This is a genomic window from Microbacterium sp. NPDC057407, from assembly GCF_042803895.1.
GTDB lineage: Bacteria > Actinomycetota > Actinomycetes > Actinomycetales > Microbacteriaceae > Microbacterium.
Map to the genome: position 1 here is coordinate 144,336 of NZ_JBHVCA010000001.1, position 18,961 is coordinate 163,296.

Below are 18,961 nucleotides of genomic sequence, written 5' to 3' on the forward strand. Positions count from 1 at the left end.
GGTCCCACCGCGACGCCTCATCCCGAAAGAGAGAAATGATCCGCGCACACCTCACCGTCGACCCGCACTTCGCGGTCGGCCCCATCGATCGGCGTCTCTTCGGGTCGTTCGTGGAGCACCTCGGACGCGCCGTCTACGAGGGCATCTACGATCCGCGGCATCCCACCGCCGACGAGCAGGGGTTCCGCAGGGACGTCATGGACCTGGTCCGCGAGATGGGCGTCACGACCGTCCGCTATCCGGGCGGCAACTTCGTCTCCGGCTACCGGTGGGAGGACGGGATCGGGCCGGTCGCGGATCGCCCGCGTCGGCTCGACCTCGCGTGGCATTCCACCGAGACGAACGAGATCGGCCTGGACGAGTTCGCCGCGTGGGCGAAGAAGGTCGACTGCGAGCTGATGTACGCGGTGAACCTCGGGACCCGCGGGGTGCTCGAGGCGCTCGACGTCCTCGAGTACGCCAACATCCGGTCGGGCACGCATTGGTCGGACATGCGCGTCGCGAACGGTCACGCCGATCCGCACGGCATCCGCATGTGGTGCCTCGGGAACGAGATGGACGGGCCGTGGCAGCTCGGGCACAGCACCGCGCAGGCGTATGCCGAGTTGGCGGCAAAGACGGCGCGCGCGATGCGTCAGCTCGACCCGGACGTCGAGCTGGTTGCGTGCGGCAGCTCGAGCGCGCACATGCCGACGTTCGGCGAGTGGGAGCGCGTCGTGCTCGAGGAGACGTACGACCTCGTCGACTTCATCTCGTGCCACGCGTATTACGAGCCCAAGGGCGAGGACTATGCGACCTATCTCGCTTCCGCCGTCGACATGGACCGGTTCATCGAGGCCGTCATCGCGACCGCCGACCACGTCAAGGCGGTGAAGGGCACCGACAAGACCATCAACATCTCCTTCGACGAGTGGAACGTCTGGTACCAGACCCGCTACGTCGAGGAGGAGAAGGTCACGAGCATCGACCAGTGGCCGGTCGCGCCGCACCTGCTCGAGCATTCGTACACGGTGATGGATGCCGTGGTCCTGGGGAATCTGCTCATCTCGCTGATCCGTCACGCCGACCGCGTCACCGCCGCGAGCATCGCGCAGCTCGTGAACACCATCGCGCCGATCATGACCGAGCCCGACGGGCCCGCGTGGCGGCAGACCACGTTCTACCCGTTCGCCCTGACCGCGCGCCTGGCCAAAGGCACCGCGCTGGAGCTGAAGCTGGACAGCCCCGCCTACGACACGGCCGACTTCGGGGAGGTCTCGCTGGTCGACGCCGTCGCGACCCACGACGAGGCCGGGGGAGCGACGATCTTCGCCGTCAACCGGAGCCTCACGGACGAGGTCGAGCTCGAGATCGACGCGGCCGGACTCGGAGCCCTCGGCACGCCGTCGGCGACGTCGATCTTCGACGACGACCCGCACGCCGCGAACTCGGCCGCCGATCCCGACCGGGTGCGGCCCCGCCCCAACGACTCCGTCGTGGTGGACGGCGGGACGCTGCGCGTGACCCTCCCCGCGTGCTCGTGGACGGTCCTCACCGTGGACGGGGAACGATGACGCCGTCCGGCATCCTCCGCGTCGACGGCACCCGGATCGCAGGCCCCGAGGGACCTGTCACCCTCCGCGGCTTCGGCCTCGGCGGCTGGATGAACATGGAGAACTTCATCACGGGCTATGCCGGCACCGAGTCGCAGCAGCGCCGGGCCCTGCGCCGGGTCCTCGGCGACGAGGCCTACGATCGCTTCTTCGCGAGGTTCCTCGACAGCTTCTTCACCGACGCGGATGCCGCGTTCCTGCAGTCGCTCGGACTCAACTCGCTCCGCATCCCCTTCAACTATCGGCACTTCGAGAGCGACGACGAGCCGTTCGTCATCCGGGAGGAGGGCTTCCGGCTGCTGGACCGGGTGGTCGACGCGTGCGCGAAGCACGGGATCTACACGATCCTCGACCTCCATGCGGTGCCGGGAGCGCAGAACCAGCACTGGCACAGCGACAACCCCACGCAGTGGGCGCACTTCTGGGGTCAGCGCCAGTTCCAGGACCGCGTCGTGCACCTGTGGGAGGCGCTGGCCGAGCACTACCGCGACAACCCGTGGGTCGCCGGGTACAACCCGGTGAACGAGCCGGGCGACGCCCACGGGACGGCGATCGGACCGTTCTACCGCCGGCTCGAGGCGGCCATCCGCGCGGTCGACCCGCACCACATCCTGTTCCTCGACGGAAACCGGTACTCGACGCAGTTCGATCAGCTCGGCGACCCTCTTCCCAACTGCGTCTACACCGCCCACGACTATGCCCTGCCGGGCTTCGTCGACGGCGGCCCCTACCCGGGCGTCTCCCGCGGGCAGTTCGTGGACCGCGACCGGGTCGAGCAGACCTTCCTCGAGCGGACGGCGTACATGCGCGAGACCGGCACGCCGATCTGGGTGGGCGAGTTCGGCCCGGTGTACACCGGCGACCCGGACCGTGACGCCGAGCGCTCGCGTCTCCTCGAGGACCAGCTCGAGATCTACGCCCGCCATGACGCGAGCTGGGCGCTGTGGACGTACAAGGACATCGGCCTGCAGGGCGTCGTCACCGTCGACCCGGACTCGGACTACCTCCGCCGCATCGCGCCGGTGCTCGAGAAGAAGGCGCGCCTCGGAGTGGACTCCTGGGGATCGACGGATGCCGGCGTCCGCAGCATCCTGGAACCCATCGAGCAGCTCTTCGAGGAGGAGTTCCCCGACTTCCAGCCCTACCCGTGGGGCGCTCGCCGGTGGATCCACGGCCAGGTCCGGCACGTCATGCTGGCCGAGGCGATGGTCGACGAGTTCGCGCGCGCGTTCGAGGGGGTGGGCGCTGACGAGGCCGAGCGGCTCGCCGACGCCTTCGCGTTCTCGAACTGCCGCATCCGCGAAGGGCTGGCCGAGACGCTGCGCCGAGCCGCGGGGTGACCGGATGCCTCGTCCCTGCCCGGGCCGAGGCATCCGGGGTCCTCGGCTTGCCGGGCCCCTCATCACGTCATGACGACGACATGGTGGCGCCGGTGACCCGAGCGTCGGCCATCTCGGTGATCGACCGGCGGATCGACCGCATCAGCGCGCGCGTCGTCCGTTCGGCGGCGCCCAGGTCGCGACGCCGCAGCGCTGCGATCAGCTCGGACATGGTCGCCACACCCCCCGCCTCGCGGAGCACGTGAGGCCGCTGGCGCAGGACGCGCAGCACCCGGGGCTGCACCCCCCGCACGGCGTGGAGCAGGACGGACGGCCCGATCATCTCGGCGCAGAAGTGCCGGATGCCCTCGAAAGCGCCGTACGGGTCGGGCTCGTCGGAGAGGGCGATGCGGCGGGCGAGGAGTTCGAGTTCGAGGATGTCGGAGTCGGTGGCCCGCTCGAGGACCCGCGGCAGCACGAGCACGTAGAGCGCCTCGAGCACCTCCGCCGCCTCCACCGTCTCGGGCGTCACCAACGGCGAGACGCGCGTATACCGATTGGGGGCCGTCTCCACCAAGCCGGCCGCGTTGAGCCGGCTGAGCGCCTCTCGGATGGGCGTGCGGGACACCCCCAGCCGCCGCGCGATCTCTTCGTCGCGGATGCGCTCACCCGGGGCGAACTCGCCGGCGAGGAACTCCTGCAGCAGGGCGTCGTAGACGTCTTGGCGGAGGAGCCGGCGGAACGGGGACGTCTCACCGTGCCCGGAGCCGTGGTCGATACGCATGCTTCCCTTTCCTGCCCCAAGGGCGTTCGGTCACCATCGCGACCGTAGCATACTGAAATTCTGATGAGCGCAAGGGCGCGTGATCAATGCTAATATTTCAGTACGCGGGTGAACAGAGAGGCGGAGGAGGACTGCGATGACCACGACGCGTGCGAACGAGCGACCTGGAGCCCCTCGACACGACGGGATTCCTTCGCGCCCGCGCGCGGACGGCGTGGTCCGACGTCTCGTGGCGACCGACGCCCTCGCCGTCCTCGCAGCCGTCGCGCTCAGCGGCCGCGACGGTCTCTCGATCGCACCCGAATCCGTGGTCCCCGCCATCGTGAGCGCCGCGAGCTGGATGTCGGCGCTCTCGCTCCTGCGAACCCGCCGAGCCTCGGTGATCGGTGCGGGAGGTCGCGAGTTCGCCCGGGTCGTCGTCGCAGCCTTCGCGGCGGTCGGCGCGGCCTCCCTCATCCTGAGCGTCGCGTCCCACTTCGTCGTGTCGACGCTGGCCGTGCAGTTCCTCGTCGCGGTCACGCTGCTGTTGATCGGACGCGGGGCATGGCGCCTCTGGCTCGTGCGACGTCGTGATCGCGGCGACCATCTCGCCGACGTGCTGGTCGTGGGTGACGGCGCACTCGGGGTGGCGCGGCGGATCGCGTCCGCCCCCGAGGCCGGTCTCAACGTCATCGACGTGCAGGAGACCCCTTTGACCTCCTGTGAGGTCGTGGAGGCGGCGTGCGCGACCGGGGCCCGGGGAGTGGTGATCGCGTCCGCGGCGGGAATGTCGGCCGAGCAGCTCCACGAGCTCCGGTGGGATCTCGAAAGCCGGGGCGTCGCCCTCATCTTCGACACGGCGGTCATCGGCGTCGGGCCGCGCCGTCTCGAGCTCTGGAATGTCGACGACCTGGCGCTGCTGCGCGTCGCTCCACGGATGGCGCACGGCCCCGCCCGCCGGATGAAGTCGCTGCTCGATCGCGGATGCGCTCTCGTGGGCCTCGGAGTCCTTCTTCCCCTGTTCGCCCTCGTCGCCGCCGTCATCAAAGCCGAGGACGGCGGCACCGTGTTCTTCCGGCAGAAGCGCGTCGGCGAGAACGGCGCCGAGTTCGACATCGTGAAGTTCCGCACCATGGCGGCCGACGCCGAGGACCGCATCGGCGACCTCACGGACCGCAACGAGGCCGACGGCCCGCTGTTCAAGATGAAGGAAGATCCTCGCGTCACGCGCGTCGGGCGCCTCCTGCGCAAGTACTCGATCGACGAGTTGCCGCAGCTGTGGAACGTCCTCCGCGGCGAGATGAGCCTCGTGGGCCCCCGCCCCGCCTTGCCCAGCGAGGTGGCGGAGTACGGGACCGGGTCGCGGCGCCGTCTCTCGGCGCGCCCGGGCATCACCGGACTCTGGCAGGTGAGCGGCCGGTCCGATCTCGATTGGGAGCGCGGTCTGCGGCTCGACCTCGCCTACATCGACAACTGGTCGCTGCTGTACGACGGCCTGATCCTCGCGCGCACCGCGCGAGAGGTCGTCCGCCCACGCGGCGCGTACTGAGGAGGCAGCCGACATGACCGGGCTCATCGCACACGAGTGGATCGAGAAGGCGGGGGGCGCCGAGCGCGTTCTCGACTCCTTCGTCGACATGTATCCCGAGGCCGACGTCTACTGCCTCTGGAACGTCGCCCCCGAGCGATACCCCGAGGGCAAGGTGGCCGAGAGCCCCCTCGCGCGCTCGCCGCTTCGCGGACGCAAGGCGCTCTCGCTGCCCCTCATGCCGTTCGTCTGGCGCGATCTCCCCGCCGGCGAGTACGAGTGGATGCTGGTCAGCTCGCACCTGTTCGCCCACCACGCGCGCACGGCGTCCGTCGACGCGGACCGCACGTTCGTCTACGCGCACACCCCGGCCCGCTACCTCTGGGCGCCCGAGCTCGATGAGCGAGGCCGCTCGCCGCTGGTGCGCAGCGTGGCCCCCGTCTTCCGCGCGCTCGACGCCCGGCGAGCCCGCCGGCATTCGCATCTGGCGGCGAACAGCGCGTTCGTCCGCGACCGCATCCGTGCGACGTGGCGGGTCGACGCCCAGGTCATCCACCCGCCCGTGGCGGTGGAGTGGCTGCAGGGCGTGGCGGACTGGGCCGGCACCCTTGACGCAGCGGATCGGGCCGTCCTCGACGGACTGCCCGACGAGTACATCCTCGGGGCCTCGCGGTTCGTGGGCTACAAGCGTCTCGACGTCGCGATCGCCGCCGGCGCGGCAAGCGGCGTGCCGGTCGTGATCGCCGGCTCCGGGCCCGAAGAGGCGCAGCTGCGCGCCCTGGCTCGAGACAGCGGCGTCGACGTCCACTTCGTGCTCCAGCCGACCGACGCGCTGATGGCCGCGCTCATGCAGAACGCCCTCGTCTATGTCTTCGTGCCGATCGAGGATTTCGGCATCATGCCGGTCGAAGCGATGGCGCTGGGCACGCCCGTCATCGTCAACGAGGTCGGGGGTGCGTCGGAGTCCGTCGTCGACGGCGAGACCGGCGTCGCCCTCGGCTCGTTCGACGAGTCATCCCTCCGTCGTGCCGTGGCCGTCTCGCGCGAGATCGACCCGGCCGCTGCCCGCGACCGGGCCCGCCGCTTCGACGAGGCCCGCTTCCAGGGCGACATCCGCTCGTGGATGGCCGCCGCCTAGATCGCCCTGCTCCGACCGGAGCGCGGTACCCGAAAACGAAAGAACACGCATGACACACCGCACGCTGCTCGCCCTTCCCCTGCTGGCGCTCCTTCTCGGCGCCGCCGCCGGCTGCTCGGCCCCGCCCGCCGACCCGGCCCCGACCTCCTCCTCGGCCACCGCCGAGACAGCGATCCCGATGGCCCACGCGAAGTGCGTCGACGGACTCGCAGTGGTGACCACCGACAGCGCCGACGTGACCATCGACGGCGACTGCGCGACCGTCGAGATCAAGGCCTCGAACTCGCAGGTCACGGTCGGAGCCGTCGAGAACCTGATGGTCGACGGCTCCATCAACCGCATCGTCGTCGCCGAGGTCGACACGGTCCACTTCACCGCCGACGGCAACGTCGTCGTCACCGACAGCACGCCCGTTGTGACAGACGACGGCCAGCACAACACGGTGACCGATCAGCCCGAGATGTAACGGACCGGCAGAGCGCGCCTCCCGACCGAGTGCGCCCCGCGCGGGCGGCCCTTGGGGGAGGCGTGCTCGCTCGACCGGCGCGGCGGTCGCCCGTCGTCAAGCTGCCAGCAGTTCGGCGGTCGGGATGCCGCCCGCCAGCCACCCGCGGATCCGCGACGCCGCTTGCTCGAGTCGCTCCTGAAGCATTGCCACGTTCCCGTCGCGGAGGGCGCGCTGCGCGGGCGCCAGGGCTCGATGCCCCTCGGTCACGATGTCGCTCGGGCGAGCGCCGGGCTGGATGACCGGGCGCTCCTCGGCGACGCTGAGCCAGTAGTCGTCGCACTTGCTCGCGTACGCCAACGGTACCGTCGGAACCCGCAGCGACGACGCGGCGACGGCGCCGTGAAGCCGCTCCGAGAAGAAGAGGCGGCATCCGGCGATCTCCCGCATCATGGCGTGGACATCGCCGACGAATCGCACTAGACGCGCGGGCCGACCGAGCCGGTGAGCGAGCTCGTTCGTGACGGGTGCGTCGGCCGGCGTCACCTCGAACACCGTGATGGACGCCCCGAGGTCGTCCGCGATGCGCGTGACCGCGGCGGCGACAGTGGCCACGTCGAACGCGCTGCGGCCGCCCGACCCGAGGCAGACGCCGACGGTCGATTGAGGTTCGACGTCGATCTCGCGGTGGAGCGGGTAAAGGAGGGCGGGGTCGCCGATGACCCCCGTCGGCTGCCAGTTCCGTGTGCACTCGAGTGCGGTCAGCGGTCCGCGCACGCCCCAGAGGGCGACATCCGGCTCGGTGCGCCATGCATCCCAGTCGTACGGCTGCGTCGACAGCAGCGCGTCATCGCCTCTTTCGGCCGCCCCCGCACCGGGGATGATGACACCGGATGCCGCGAACATGCGCCGCGCGAGGCGCGTGTGCCTCGCCCACGTGCCGAAGCCGATCGTCGTTCCGCCGCCGAGGAGCACGAGCCGCTCGGCGCCGAGGGACGAGACCCGATCGCGCAGGAACCGCGGCGCCTCGGTGACGGCGTAACGGCGCGGAGTCAGGGGCGCCGTGATCGCGAGGGGCCGGTCCAACGCGGCCTTCCACGCCTCGTACAGCAACTCGTCTCCGAAGTTGTCGTTGCCCTGCCAGCCGAGATAGATCAGTTCGCGGCGCTTCATGCGTCGGCCTCCGTTCGCGTGCGGCTCCCGGCATGCCGAGAGCGGGTGTGTGAGATCAGGGTCCTCACGCGCCGCCGTGCGGACGGCACGGCGGCGACTCCGAGGAGGTAGGCGGATGCCGCGGCCCCTCCCCCGGAGAGGAGGGTCACGTACGACGGGCCCGGCGAGAGGACCGTTGCGGTCCAGGCGGCCGCGGCGACGATCGCCGCCACCGCGGCTCCGGGCCCGAGCGGCCGGATGAGGTCGCCCAGCCGCAGTCCGGTGCCGCGCCGGGCGATGACGAAGGTCGGGATCACCGATGCTGTCGTCGCGGCCGCCAGACCGACGGCGATGCCCGCGGAGCCGAAGAGCGCTCCTGCGCACACGGCGGCGACGGTGACCGCAGCGGTCGCGAGCGTGATCCGCGACTGGGTGCGGGCGCGCCCCGTCGCGACGAAGACCCACGAGCTCAGGAAGATCAGCGCCGCACCGATGCCGTTCACGACGAGGACGCGGAAAAGTGCGACCGAACCCGACCACTCCGGCCCGAAGAGGGTGAGGATGAGCGGTTCAGCGACGACCCCCAGGGCCGCGAACACCGGGAGGAGCGTCAGCGAGATCACGGAGGCCGCGGCGCGGAAGCAGGCGCGGAACGCGCGGGTGTCGGCGGTCAGCCTGCTCATCGCCGGCAACACCACCCGGTGGAGGGGGCCGGTGACCTGGGCGATCGGCAGCGCCACCAGCTGGCTCGCCTGGACGTAGAGGCCCGCCTCGGCCCCGGTGGTCGTGATGGTGAGCAGCATCCGGTCGGAGTTCTGCGCGGCGAACCGAGAGCCCTGCGTCACGGCCGAGTGGCCGCCGAACCGGAGATAGGCGCGCACCTCGCGCAAGGGCGCTCGGACCGCACGGGGCCGGCGGCCGGCGATGAGGACGAAGACGGCGGTCAGCGTCGCGTAGGCGGCCGATTGCCACACGAGCGACGCGCCACCCGCCCCGGTGCTCGCGAGCGCGACCGCCAGGGCGCAGCTCAGCAGTGCGGCTACGAGCTCACCGGCCACCAGCGGAAAGGTGCGCAGCTCCCGCGTCAGCAGAGCCGACGGTATCGCCGAGACGCCCGTGGCGGCGATGATGAGGGCGAAGCCGAGCGCGAGGTCGATCCCGCCTCCGAGCGCGAGATACACGGATGCCGCGCACACGGCCACGCTCGCTCCGATGACGCTGCTCACGAGGTGCACCGTGGCGGTGCGCTCCGGTGTGAGGTCGTCGCGCTGGATCACCGCGTTGACGATGCCGGACGTGCGGAGGAACTCTGCGAGCGTCGTGAAGATCAGCACGGTCGCCGCCATGCCGTACTGCTCGGGCCCCAGCATCCGGGCGACCGTCACCACCGTTGCGAACTGGACGGCGAACCTGCCCCAGGCTCCGAGCGCGCCCACCACGCCGTTCCGTGTCGACCGGGTGCCCAGGTCGGGGATCGAGGCGCTGCCGGTTGGTGTCGACATGCGCGGCCTCCAGTTGCGTACTCTGTCATGCCAGAATATCATAGTGGCGGCAGGAGGAGCGAATGACGGTATTGGGAATGGTCTTCGCCGCTGCCGCCTTCGGAGCGCTGCTCATCGGGCGCCGCGCTTTCACGTGCGTGCTCGCGGCCTCGGCGGCGGTGCCGGCGTCGGCTGCGGTGACGGTGGCGGGCACCTCCGTGTCGCCGTTCTACGCGCTCGCCGCCGTGGCGTCCGTGCTCCTGCTCTTCGACACCCGAAGAACCGTTGCCGCTCCCGGCGGCCGCCTCCTGACCGTGTTCGCGGCGTGGTCGCTGCTGGTCACGCTGGTGGCGCCGTTCGTCTTCCGCGGGGTGCGCGTCCTGTCGCCCCGGGAGGGGGTCGACAACGCGGTGATGTCTCCCGACCCGCTCGGCTTCAGCGTCTCCTCGCTCGCCCAGGCGGGCTATCTCGTGCTCGCGCTCTGCGCGGTGGTGTACGTCGCGCGATCCGGGGTGGGTCCGATGGTCGTCGCCCTCCCGCTCGCGCTGGGCACGGCGCTGAGTTCCCTCGCGGCCGGCATGGCGTTCGTCGGACTCCGCTGGCCGCGCGAGTTCTTCGACACGTCGGTCAACGTCATGTACTCCGACACGTCGGACGGCCTCGAGTCGCGCCTGCGCGGGGTATTCTCCGAGCCGTCCGAACTCGCGGGCTTCTCGCTGGCCGCGCTGGCGTTCTTCGCGGTCGCCGCCTTCCGTGCGGGACCACGCGCCCGCGCCGCGGCCGTGATCCTGGCCGCCGCGGCGGCGGTCAACCTGCAGCTCGCCTCTTCGGGCACCGCCGTCATGGGTCTCGTGATCTTTCTGGTGATCGCGGCGTCGGCCGGACTCGTGCAGCTGGTGCGCAGGGGAGGTCGCGCCCTCCCCATGGTGGTGCTCGGAGCACTTCTCGCGAGCGTCCCCGGGGTGCTCTTCCTCGACGGCATCGTGGCCGAAGCCGGGGCCGTGGTGAACGGCAAAGTGGGCAGCATCTCCTACGTCTCGCGCACGACCGCGGATCTCTTCTCGCTCGGGCTGCTCGGTGAGACCACCGGTATCGGTGTGGGACTCGGAGCGAATCGCCCGTCGTCGTTCGGCGCGATGCTCCTGTCGTCGGTGGGCGTCATCGGGACCGTGGCGTTCGTCGGCGCCGCGGGCGCCCTCATCGCTCGAGCCGGGAAGTCGCGCGTCGGCATCCCCGCGGTGTGGGGCTTGATCGCCCTCCTGACCGCGAAGGCGGTCGCGCTGCCGGACTTGTCGGTGCCCCTCCTGTGGATGCTCGTCGCGGCGTGCGCGGCGGCGGCGTGGCGGGTCGAGGAACCCGGGTGGTCCGCGTCGGAGTTCACGAAGCATTCCCCGAATGCTAATATGTCAGTATTGACGATGAAGAGGAGTGGCCATGGACCCGAAGGAGTTCCTCCGGCTGATGTTGCGGCGCTGGAAGCTGATCCTGGCGATCGTGGCCGTCGCGGCGCTCGCCGGTCTCGGCAGCGCGATGCTCACCGTGCCGCGTTACACCGCGACGGCGCAGCTGTTCGTGGCCGTGCAGGGTGACGACTCGGTCGGCGATCTGAACCAGGGCAACGCGTTTGCCCAGGGTCGCGTCGCGTCGTACGTCACGCTCGCCACCAGCCACCGCATCCTGGACTCCGTCTCGCAGAAGACGGGGGTGCCGGTCGACACGCTGGCGAGTTCGATCACGGCGTCGTCCCCCGCGAAGACCGTGCTCATCGACGTACGCGCCGACAGCATCAACGCCGCGCAGTCGGCGTCCCTCGCCAACGCCACCGCTGACGCCCTCGTCGATCTCGTCGTCGACGTGGAGGCTCCCGAGGGCGACGGCCGACCGATCGTGTCGCTGAAGAAGGTTCAAGATGCCGTCGTCCCGACCGCTCCGTTCGAGCCGAGCGCGGCGCGCAACCTCGCCATCGGAATCCTGCTGGGACTGGCGGCCGGGATCGGCGCCGCTCTCCTGACGGAGCGCTTCGACACACGCCTTCGGGGCCGCCAAGCCGTGGAGGGAGTGACCGCGGCGAGCGTGCTGGGCGCAGTGTCGGAGGAGGCCTCCGGGGGCGATCTCGTGATCCGTCCCACGCACGACTACTCCGCGCGGCATGAGGCCTTCCGCCAGCTGCGGACGCACCTCCAATTCGCCAACGTGGACGGCGGCGTGCGCTCGGTCCTGGTCACCTCGTCGATCCCCGGCGAGGGCAAGAGCACCACGGCCGTCAATCTCGCCACGGTCCTGGCCGAGTCGGGGATGCGGGTGCTCCTCGTCGACGCCGATCTGCGCCGTCCCGTGGTGGCCTCTCTGCTCGGCCTGGAGGGATCCGTGGGGCTGACCACGGTGCTGACCGGTCGCATCCCCCTCGACGAGGCCATCCAGCCCGTGTCCCACGCCCCGGGACTGCAGGTGCTCGGGTCGGGCGTGCTCCCGCCCAACCCGAGCGAGCTCCTCGCATCCGAGGCCATGGAGCGCACTCTCGCCGAGGCGAAGGCCCACTACGACATCGTGGTCATCGACAGTCCGCCGCTCGTGAGCGTGTCGGATGCCGGGGCCCTCGCCACTCTCGTCAGCGGCACGCTGCTCGTCGCCAGTGTGGACGGGCGCCTTCACCGCGACCAGTTGCGACAAGCGCTCCAGAACCTGTCCTTCGTGAATGCCAAGCTCTTCGGTCTCGTTCTCAACCGCGTCGAGGCGAGCCGGTCGACGAGCGGATACTACGGCTACGGTCCGTCCAGCGAGGCCGGCGCATCGGGCGCCGAGCGTGAGCCGCGTGGGAGGAAGAAGCCGCGCCGCGGGGCCGAGGCGGTGCGAATCGGGAGGAGCCGGCGCGGCGCGAGGCCGACCGCCGCGACGGCTGAACCCCCCGGCACGAGCGAGCGCGCCGCCGCACCGGCAGGGTCGACGCTCGCCCTCGGCTCCCGGCGGGACGCGAGGGGCGCGGGGTGGTGACCCCCTTCCGCATCCTGACCGTGTGCACCGGCAACATCTGCCGGTCGCCCTTCGCAGAGGCGCTGCTTCGCGACCGCCTGACGCCGCACCTTCCAGGTCTCGCCGTATCGAGCGCCGGAACCCACGCGGTCGCGGGGCATCCGATGCAGGAGGTGGCGGCATCCGAGCTCGCGCGCCTGGCCTGCGATCCCGGCGACTTCCGCTCGCGGCAGCTGACCGACAGCATGATCGACGCCGCCGATCTCATTCTCACGATGACGCGGGGCCAGCGTACGTGGGTTCTCGAGCGGCACCCGCGCGCCCTGCGTCGGTCGTTCACGGTGCGCGAGTTCGCCGCACTCCTCTCCTTCGCCGGGCCGCTGCACCGGGATCCCCCGGCGGCGGTAGCGGCAGCCGCCGCCGCAAGAGCGCGACTCGCCGGCCGACCTGGAGACAGTCTCGACGTGGCCGATCCGTACGGGTCGACCGCCTCCGCGTACCGCGCGATGGCGGACGACCTCTCGCAGGCCGTTCAGGAGATCGTGGGCCGGCTTCCGCGGGTCCCCGTCGCCTGAATCTCAGCGCACGTCCGTCCGTGGCATCCGGCTCCGCTCTCACTCAGCCGGTTCACCGGGCCCTCACATACTCATATGTCAGCATGAAAGCCGATATATGACCAGGAGGACGACGACATGGCGCGAACGCGAAGGAAGCGAGGCAGAGCGGCCCGTACCGCTCTATGGGCAGGAGGCATCGCCGTCTCGATGATCGGCACGCTGGTGGGGGCCGCCTTCTTCCTCGTGAACAGCTTCACCAGCACGTTCCACGCCAACGTGAACGTGATCGCCGAGAGCGACGCGTTCCCAGCGGGCCCGCGACCGCCGGCGTCCGAGGAGGGTGCGGTGAACATCCTTCTGCTCGGGACTGACGGACGCGGGAAGGCCGCGCAGACGGGCCAGGGGCTGCTGCAGAGCCAACGAGCCGACACCATCATGGTCGCCCATCTGCCGGCCGACCGGTCCGGTGTGCAGATCATGTCGATCATGCGCGACTCGTGGGTCGACGTGCCCGGCCACGGCCATCAGAAGATCAACGCCGCTCTGCCGCTGGGCGGCACATCGCTGATGGTGGCCACGGTCGAGAACCTCCTCCAGACCCGGATCGACCACGTCGCCCTCGTCGGATTCGACGGGTTCGCCGAGATGACCGACGCGCTCGGGGGGATCGAGGTGCAGGTCGAGAAGGCGTTCACCAACGAGAAGCACCGCTTCGACGCGGGGCCGAATCACCTCGACGGCGAGAAGGCCCTCTATTTCGTCCGTGCCCGGTACCCGTTCGCGGACGGCGACTTCCAGCGCGTTCGCAATCAGCAGGCCTTCATGCACGCTCTGGCATCGCGCGCCATCAGCCTCGAGACGGTCTCGAACCCGGGTGCGGCGTTCGGGTTCATCGAGGCGGTGACCAGCAACCTGTCTGTCGATCCCGGCTTCGACCCGCAGACCATGATGCGGCTCGCGTTCAGCCTGCACCGCGTCGACCCGGAGGACGTGCGACTGTTCACCCTGCCGGCGGAGGGCACCGGCATGATCGCCGGTCAGTCGGTGGTTCTCGTCGATGAGGCGCGCCTGGGCGACGTCCGGCGGGCGTTCGCCGACGACGCGGTGGACACCCTCGAGAGAGAGCTCGCCGGGTCATGAGGAAGCAGCTGCTGGTGACCCCCCGAGGGTGGGCCGACGACGACCGCCCGGTCGTCGCCCTCCTCACCCATAGCGCTCGCCTGTCCGGAGCGGAGTTGATGCTCACGCGGATCGCACCTCACCTGCGACGATTCCGCCCCGTCGTCATCGTGGGAGAGAGCGGCCCGGTCGAGGAGGCTCTCGTCTCGCAGGATGTCGCGGTGATGCGTCTCCCGCTTCCCGACGTGGTCGGCGAGCACAGCGGGGCGCGGTCGTCCGGTGTCGCACGCGGCGGCATCCTCTGCAGGGCCATCGCCTCCTTCCGCTACGCGCGGCGCCTCGCCACGACGCTCCGCGACCTCGGGGTGGACGTGGTCTACACCCACTCCGCCAAGGCTCACCTCTACGGCGGCCTCGCCGGGCGCCTGGCCGGCCTTCCGGTGGTGCTCCACTCCCACACGATCGTGAATCGGCGGTCGATGCGGGGGTCGGCGGTGGTCGCCGCGCGTGCCGGCGCCGCCCTGCTGCCGCGCGCCGTGATCGCGAACTCGCAGGCGGGTCTGGCCTCGCTCGGCCGGTTCGCGAGGCGTCGGCCGACCGCGGTGATCCCGCCTCCCCTGGATCTGCCTCAGGACATTCCGGATCGCCGGGAGCGCGACGTGCTGCGATTCGTCGTGGCGGGCCGCATCTGCCCGGGCAAGGGTCAGACCCTCGCCATCCGGGCGTACGCGAAGGTCCGGGCCGAACTCGGCTGCGAGAGCGAATTGCTCATCGTCGGTGCGCCGATGTTCAACCGCGACGAAGAATACGCCGAGGCGCTGCATCCCCTCGCCAGAGCGCTCGGCGTCGCCGACTCGGTGCGCATCCGGGGGCATCAGCCGAACCCGGCCGCGATCCTCGCCGACGCGGACGTTCTCGTCCACTCCGCCATCGAGCCCGAGGGCTTCGGCCAGGTGATCGCGGAAGCGCTCGCGGTGGGAACCCCCGCCATCGTGCCCGACGATGGCGGGCCGCGCGAGATCGTCGACCACGGAGTGAACGGGCTCGTCTACGAGCGGGGAGACGTCGATGCGCTCGCGGACGCGATGCTGCACCTCGCGCGTGATCGATCGGCGCGCGCTCGGATGGGAGAGAAGGCGCGCGACGTCGCCTCTCGCTACGACGCCGCGACCGTCGTCGCTCGCACCGAGGACTTCCTCTAGGAGCAGCGCCGCACAACGGCGACCTTCAGTCTCGAGCGATGTCGGCGGCGAGATAGTCGCGCAGTTCGCGACGACTCCGCAGCCCCAGCTTCCGCAGGGCACGGTACAGGTGGCTCTCGACGGTCCGCACGCTGATCTCGGTTCGCGTCGCGATCTCGGCGTTGCCCAGACCCCGCGCCGCCAGCCGTGCGACGTCGAGTTCGCGCGCCGTGAGACTCAGCCGGGCCGCGTTGAAACGCACGGTGTCGGGGGTCCCGTCGCCGAACGAGACGACGACGTCATCGAGGAGCTCGCGGGCACGCCCCGCCGAGAGGGCATCGCCCTGCGCCCGGAAGAGCCGGCTGGCCCGACGCAGCGCATCGAGGGCGAGCGAGCGCCGACCCGTGTTCAGGAGGGCGGGGGCGGCGGAGGCCAGGGCTTCGGGGTCGTCGTGGACGACGCCCGTCGCATAGGCGAGCTGTGCATCGAGCAGCCGGCTCCCCAGGGGTTGGATGCGCTGCGTCGCGATCTCGAGCCGCCGTTCGTCGGGGGCGGCCTCGATGGCGCTGAGCATGCCCAGGGCCGCCGAGAAGCGGGCTGAGCGGTCCCAGAGGCGGTCCGCGGCATCCCACATCGTGTCGGCGGCCGTGCGCGAGTCGCCGTCCGAGGCGGCCAGCTGCGCCGTGAGGAGCGCCGGCGATTGGGCGGGGAGGGCGCCGTCGGGCGTCGCGAACTCAGCGAGTCGATCGGCGTACCAGCGGGCGCGCTCGACCTCACCGCGGCGGGCGGCGAGGACCCCGCTCAGCGTGAGGAACGCCTGTCGCTGTCCGCGGAGAACGGGAGTGGGCGCGCCGACGCCGTCGATCGTGACCGCGCAGCGTGCCGCGCCGTCGAGATCGCCGTCGAGGAGGTGGAGGAGCATCCGCACCAGCGCGAAGAGGCGGACGCCGTCGGCTTCGAGCGCCTCGGCCGCCTGGGACAGCTGCGCGTCGACCCACTGGCGGGCACCGCGGGCGTCGCCGATGCCCAGCAGCGCCAGCGCGTGGATCGCGCGCGCTTTGGGATCCAGCGGATGCCCGGTGCGGGGGTCGGCGACCGCGTCGAGGAACGAGGACTGCGCCTCCGCGAAGCGCGCGCTGCTGACGAGGGCGAAGAGCTCCGCCTCGGCGACGGTTTCGCGAGCGGGGCTCGGCAGGGCGCCGAGCGGTCGTACGGCGACGGCCGGAGGAACCCGGTCGAAGGTGGCCTCCAGCAGCCTTCGGGCGGCGGCCAGCATCTCGGCCGCGTCGTCGGTCATGCCCGGTGCGGGAGGCGGCAGCGAGTCGACCGCGGATGGGTCGCCGGCGGCGAGAGCCGACCAGCGGACGCGAGTGATCTGCAGCGCGACATCCTCCTCGCGGTGGCCGTCCTCGCTCGTGCGCTCGAAGACCTCACGCGCCAGGCTCGCGCCGGCGGCGTCGGCCTCGAGAGTCCGCAGGTAGTCGATGGCCGCTGCGGGAGACGGATGCTTCGCCCAGGCGGCGCGCGCGGCGCGCCGACGGCTCCGCGACCGCTCCTGCACGAGCTGGAAGAATCCGTCGTCGAATCCGGCGACCGGGTCGTCCGTCGTCCGTGAGACGACCTCCGTGGCGGGCCGCTGGCCGAAAGACGACAGCAGGAGGTGAGACCGCAGTTCCGTCGCCTCGTGGCGCACGTGCTCCGCGATCAACGACGGTGTCACGACGATGTAGGTGTCGTCCCCGACGGCGACCGAATCGAGAAGCTGCTGGGACGCCAGCGAGTCCAGGACCGTCGACGGGATGGATGCGGTGGCGGTCTCGAGCCGGCAGGGACTCGCGACGGCGATGAACTCGAGGGCTCCCCGTTCGGCGCGGGTGAGCGAGCCGAGGTAATGCGCCGCCCGCGCCGACAACGACGGCGTCCACAGATCCGAGGTGGCTGCCCATGCCCCCGCTCGCAGGTGCAGGAGGCCATCACGGGCGGCGGCGGTGACGGCGGCGAGAGCGAGCCCGATCGCTCCGCCCGACAGAGTGTGGATGCGCCGCGCGAGCGACGGTTCCACGGGTGCTCCGAGCACGGCGGGCAGCAGGACGTCGAGATCGTGGGGATGCAGCGATGGGATGTCGAGTCGCATCCCCGAGGCAGCGAGGTCCTGGGCGGGGTTGTCGCCGGGGACTCGCCAGGGAACTCGGGTCGCGACGATCGGCACGCCGAGCTCGGCACCGAGCGACGCCAGCGCGCCGGCGCTCGCGGAGTCGAGGTGCTCCGCGTCGTCGATGAGCACAGCCGACGGCGCGCGGCCGAGAAACGGGCGGAGGATGCCCGAGATCCCTCCGACGGTGGCCGCGATGCGAGGAACCGCTCTGCCCGGCGGCGCATCGCGAATCGAGGCGGAGACGGCGAGCGCGAGGGCGGCGAGGGGATGATCCCGCAGTCCTCGGACGCCGCGGACGTGCAGGATGCGGCATCCGGTCGACCTCAAGGCGGTCTCGACCCCGGCGAGGATCGTCGTCTTGCCGCTGCATCGGCCGCCGGCGATCTCGACGTTCGTCCTCGTCCCGACATGACGGGTTGCGGCGGTGACCGACTCCCGCTGGTAGGGCACGGTCAGGCGCGCTCCGGCGCTGCTCGGTTGGCGTTGTTCCTGCGACATGCTTCGTCCGATCCGCGCGGGTCCGCGCTGACGCGTCAGCATATCGAACCCGACGTTTCGAGATTCTGAAATGTTGGTATCCTTGGGCGAGGAGTGCAAAATGGACAATCATGTGAGCGTCGTGGTGCCGGTAGGCCCGCGGTCCGCAGACCTTCCCGACCAGCTGCGGGCGCTGGCCCGTCAGGATCCCGCGCAGGGTTTCGATCTCGTGCTGAGCGCGAACGGCGCGTCGCAGGCATCCGTCGAGGCGGTGGCCCGGAGGGTCGACTGGCCTGAGCACGTGCGGGTGCGGGTGGTGGACTCCTCCGACCGCCCCGGACCCGGCCATGCTCGCAACGTCGGCTGGAGGCATGCGGCGGGGACGTTCGTGCTCTTCTGCGATGCCGACGACGTCGTCGACGACCGGTGGGTGGTCGAGATGACTTCGGCACTGGAGGAGGCTCCGGTGGTCGGCGGGCGACTCGATCACGAGCGGCTGAACCCGCCCTCCCTCTCCTCGTGGGGTGCGATCAGCGCCCACGCGCTGCCGTCGAAGTTCCACCATCTCCCTTTCGCCGGCAGCTGCAATCTGGGGATCAGGCGGGACGTGCTGGAGATGCTCGAAGGCTTCGACGAGCACCTCTCCGCGAGCGAGGACGCCGACCTGTGCTGGCGTGCGCAGTACCTCGGCCACGAGTTGCGGATGGCTCCGTCGGCGCTGGTGTCGTACCGTCGTCGGCCGGATGCCCGGTCCCTGTTCGCCCAGGCACGCAATGACGCCCGCAACGATGCGCGCCTCCTGGCGCGTCACCGGCCGCACGGCGCACGATGGACGGCGGTGGATCTGGCCCGCGAAGCGGCGGGGACGTGTGCCGCGATGCTCGGCGCACCCGTGTCGCTGAGCCGCCGCCTGCAGTTCGCCGCGCGGGCAGGCCGGCTCTCCGGTCATCTTCGCGCCGCCCGGGCGATGGCTCGAACTACGTAGGCCGAAAAGTCGCTACTGCATTTCCTGAGCTGAGCGGGCTGGGAGGTACGGAGACGTCGTTTCTTCCGAAATTCCACGTCGACCGACTTGCGATGATGA

The 18,961-nt window shown here is 70.8% G+C and carries 15 protein-coding genes; 11 read left to right on the plus strand and 4 right to left on the minus strand.

The window, feature by feature from the left end; translation table 11 throughout:
• The first annotated feature begins 35 nt into the window (after positions 1 to 35).
• Together ACFUTX_RS00810 and ACFUTX_RS00815 are read left to right on the plus strand one after the other, a co-directional pair.
• Complete coding sequence (locus ACFUTX_RS00810) at positions 36 to 1,553, plus strand: alpha-N-arabinofuranosidase (protein WP_378860303.1); 1,518 nt, start codon at positions 36 to 38, stop codon at positions 1,551 to 1,553.
• Positions 1,550 to 2,932, plus strand: coding sequence for a glycoside hydrolase family 5 protein (locus tag ACFUTX_RS00815; RefSeq protein ID WP_378860304.1), 1,383 nt, complete (start codon positions 1,550 to 1,552; stop codon positions 2,930 to 2,932). Before ACFUTX_RS00810 ends, ACFUTX_RS00815 begins: the two co-directional genes overlap by 4 nt.
• Before the next feature lie 67 nt (positions 2,933 to 2,999).
• Here the strand turns inward: ACFUTX_RS00815 and ACFUTX_RS00820 are convergent, their stop codons facing one another.
• Positions 3,000 to 3,695, minus strand: a complete 696-nt coding sequence (locus tag ACFUTX_RS00820) for a GntR family transcriptional regulator (RefSeq protein ID WP_378860305.1) — start codon at positions 3,693 to 3,695, stop codon at positions 3,000 to 3,002.
• 136 nt (positions 3,696 to 3,831) lie between these two features.
• On the opposite strand from ACFUTX_RS00820, the gene ACFUTX_RS00825 reads away from it, so the two are divergent.
• The 3 genes from ACFUTX_RS00825 to ACFUTX_RS00835 are packed head-to-tail and all read left to right on the plus strand — an operon-like array spanning position 3,832 to position 6,806.
• Positions 3,832 to 5,223, plus strand: a complete 1,392-nt coding sequence (locus ACFUTX_RS00825) for a sugar transferase (RefSeq protein ID WP_378860306.1) — start codon at positions 3,832 to 3,834, stop codon at positions 5,221 to 5,223.
• Between the two features lie 13 nt (positions 5,224 to 5,236).
• Positions 5,237 to 6,340 carry a glycosyltransferase gene (locus tag ACFUTX_RS00830; protein WP_378860307.1) on the plus strand — a complete coding sequence of 368 codons (1,104 nt, stop codon included), beginning with the start codon at positions 5,237 to 5,239 and terminating at the stop codon, positions 6,338 to 6,340.
• A 49-nt stretch (positions 6,341 to 6,389) separates the two neighbouring features.
• Positions 6,390 to 6,806: a DUF3060 domain-containing protein gene (locus ACFUTX_RS00835; protein ID WP_378860308.1), complete on the plus strand. Its 417-nt coding sequence runs from the start codon at positions 6,390 to 6,392 to the stop codon at positions 6,804 to 6,806.
• Positions 6,807 to 6,902: 96 nt separating this feature from the next.
• Here ACFUTX_RS00835 and ACFUTX_RS00840 read toward each other — a convergent pair whose 3' ends face one another.
• On the minus strand, positions 6,903 to 7,958 hold the full coding sequence (locus tag ACFUTX_RS00840; protein WP_378860309.1) for a polysaccharide pyruvyl transferase family protein: 1,056 nt from the start codon (positions 7,956 to 7,958) through the stop codon (positions 6,903 to 6,905).
• Positions 7,955 to 9,439, minus strand: coding sequence for an oligosaccharide flippase family protein (locus ACFUTX_RS00845; RefSeq protein ID WP_378860310.1), 1,485 nt, complete (start codon positions 9,437 to 9,439; stop codon positions 7,955 to 7,957). The genes ACFUTX_RS00840 and ACFUTX_RS00845 overlap by 4 nt, the downstream gene beginning before the upstream one ends.
• A gap of 62 nt (positions 9,440 to 9,501) precedes the next feature.
• Here ACFUTX_RS00845 and ACFUTX_RS00850 point away from each other — a divergent pair, with 62 nt between their 5' ends.
• From ACFUTX_RS00850 to ACFUTX_RS00870, 5 genes are all read left to right on the plus strand, one after another.
• Positions 9,502 to 11,007 carry a hypothetical protein gene (locus ACFUTX_RS00850; protein WP_378860311.1) on the plus strand — a complete coding sequence of 502 codons (1,506 nt, stop codon included), beginning with the start codon at positions 9,502 to 9,504 and terminating at the stop codon, positions 11,005 to 11,007.
• A complete protein-coding gene (locus ACFUTX_RS00855) occupies positions 10,913 to 12,409 on the plus strand; it encodes a polysaccharide biosynthesis tyrosine autokinase (protein ID WP_378861033.1) in 1,497 nt (498 codons plus the stop codon). The genes ACFUTX_RS00850 and ACFUTX_RS00855 overlap by 95 nt, the downstream gene beginning before the upstream one ends.
• Positions 12,403 to 12,963, plus strand: a complete 561-nt coding sequence (locus tag ACFUTX_RS00860) for a low molecular weight phosphatase family protein (protein ID WP_378860312.1) — start codon at positions 12,403 to 12,405, stop codon at positions 12,961 to 12,963. Before ACFUTX_RS00855 ends, ACFUTX_RS00860 begins: the two co-directional genes overlap by 7 nt.
• Before the next feature lie 189 nt (positions 12,964 to 13,152).
• Positions 13,153 to 14,085, plus strand: a complete 933-nt coding sequence (locus ACFUTX_RS00865) for an LCP family protein (protein ID WP_378860313.1) — start codon at positions 13,153 to 13,155, stop codon at positions 14,083 to 14,085.
• Complete coding sequence (locus ACFUTX_RS00870) at positions 14,082 to 15,266, plus strand: glycosyltransferase (protein ID WP_378860314.1); 1,185 nt, start codon at positions 14,082 to 14,084, stop codon at positions 15,264 to 15,266. Before ACFUTX_RS00865 ends, ACFUTX_RS00870 begins: the two co-directional genes overlap by 4 nt.
• A gap of 25 nt (positions 15,267 to 15,291) precedes the next feature.
• Here ACFUTX_RS00870 and ACFUTX_RS00875 read toward each other — a convergent pair whose 3' ends face one another.
• Positions 15,292 to 17,898, minus strand: a complete 2,607-nt coding sequence (locus ACFUTX_RS00875) for a LuxR C-terminal-related transcriptional regulator (protein ID WP_378860315.1) — start codon at positions 17,896 to 17,898, stop codon at positions 15,292 to 15,294.
• A 100-nt stretch (positions 17,899 to 17,998) separates the two neighbouring features.
• Between ACFUTX_RS00875 and ACFUTX_RS00880 the strand changes: the two genes are divergently transcribed.
• Positions 17,999 to 18,862: a glycosyltransferase family 2 protein gene (locus ACFUTX_RS00880; protein WP_378860316.1), complete on the plus strand. Its 864-nt coding sequence runs from the start codon at positions 17,999 to 18,001 to the stop codon at positions 18,860 to 18,862.
• Positions 18,863 to 18,961: the final 99 nt, after the last annotated feature.

Excerpts from the sequence above, each read along its gene's own strand:
- ACFUTX_RS00830 (WP_378860307.1), top strand. The coding sequence starts at position 5,237 with ATGACCGGGCTCATCGCACACGAGTGGATCGAGAAGGCGGGGGGCGCC.
- ACFUTX_RS00820 (WP_378860305.1), bottom strand. The coding sequence starts at position 3,695 with ATGCGTATCGACCACGGCTCCGGGCACGGTGAGACGTCCCCGTTCCGC.
- ACFUTX_RS00850 (WP_378860311.1), top strand. The coding sequence starts at position 9,502 with ATGACGGTATTGGGAATGGTCTTCGCCGCTGCCGCCTTCGGAGCGCTG.
- ACFUTX_RS00825 (WP_378860306.1), top strand. The coding sequence starts at position 3,832 with ATGACCACGACGCGTGCGAACGAGCGACCTGGAGCCCCTCGACACGAC.
- ACFUTX_RS00845 (WP_378860310.1), bottom strand. The coding sequence starts at position 9,439 with ATGTCGACACCAACCGGCAGCGCCTCGATCCCCGACCTGGGCACCCGG.
- ACFUTX_RS00815 (WP_378860304.1), top strand. The coding sequence starts at position 1,550 with ATGACGCCGTCCGGCATCCTCCGCGTCGACGGCACCCGGATCGCAGGC.
- ACFUTX_RS00880 (WP_378860316.1), top strand. The coding sequence starts at position 17,999 with ATGGACAATCATGTGAGCGTCGTGGTGCCGGTAGGCCCGCGGTCCGCA.
- ACFUTX_RS00835 (WP_378860308.1), top strand. The coding sequence starts at position 6,390 with ATGACACACCGCACGCTGCTCGCCCTTCCCCTGCTGGCGCTCCTTCTC.
- ACFUTX_RS00840 (WP_378860309.1), bottom strand. The coding sequence starts at position 7,958 with ATGAAGCGCCGCGAACTGATCTATCTCGGCTGGCAGGGCAACGACAAC.
- ACFUTX_RS00810 (WP_378860303.1), top strand. The coding sequence starts at position 36 with ATGATCCGCGCACACCTCACCGTCGACCCGCACTTCGCGGTCGGCCCC.
- ACFUTX_RS00865 (WP_378860313.1), top strand. The coding sequence starts at position 13,153 with ATGATCGGCACGCTGGTGGGGGCCGCCTTCTTCCTCGTGAACAGCTTC.
- ACFUTX_RS00870 (WP_378860314.1), top strand. The coding sequence starts at position 14,082 with ATGAGGAAGCAGCTGCTGGTGACCCCCCGAGGGTGGGCCGACGACGAC.
- ACFUTX_RS00875 (WP_378860315.1), bottom strand. The coding sequence starts at position 17,898 with ATGTCGCAGGAACAACGCCAACCGAGCAGCGCCGGAGCGCGCCTGACC.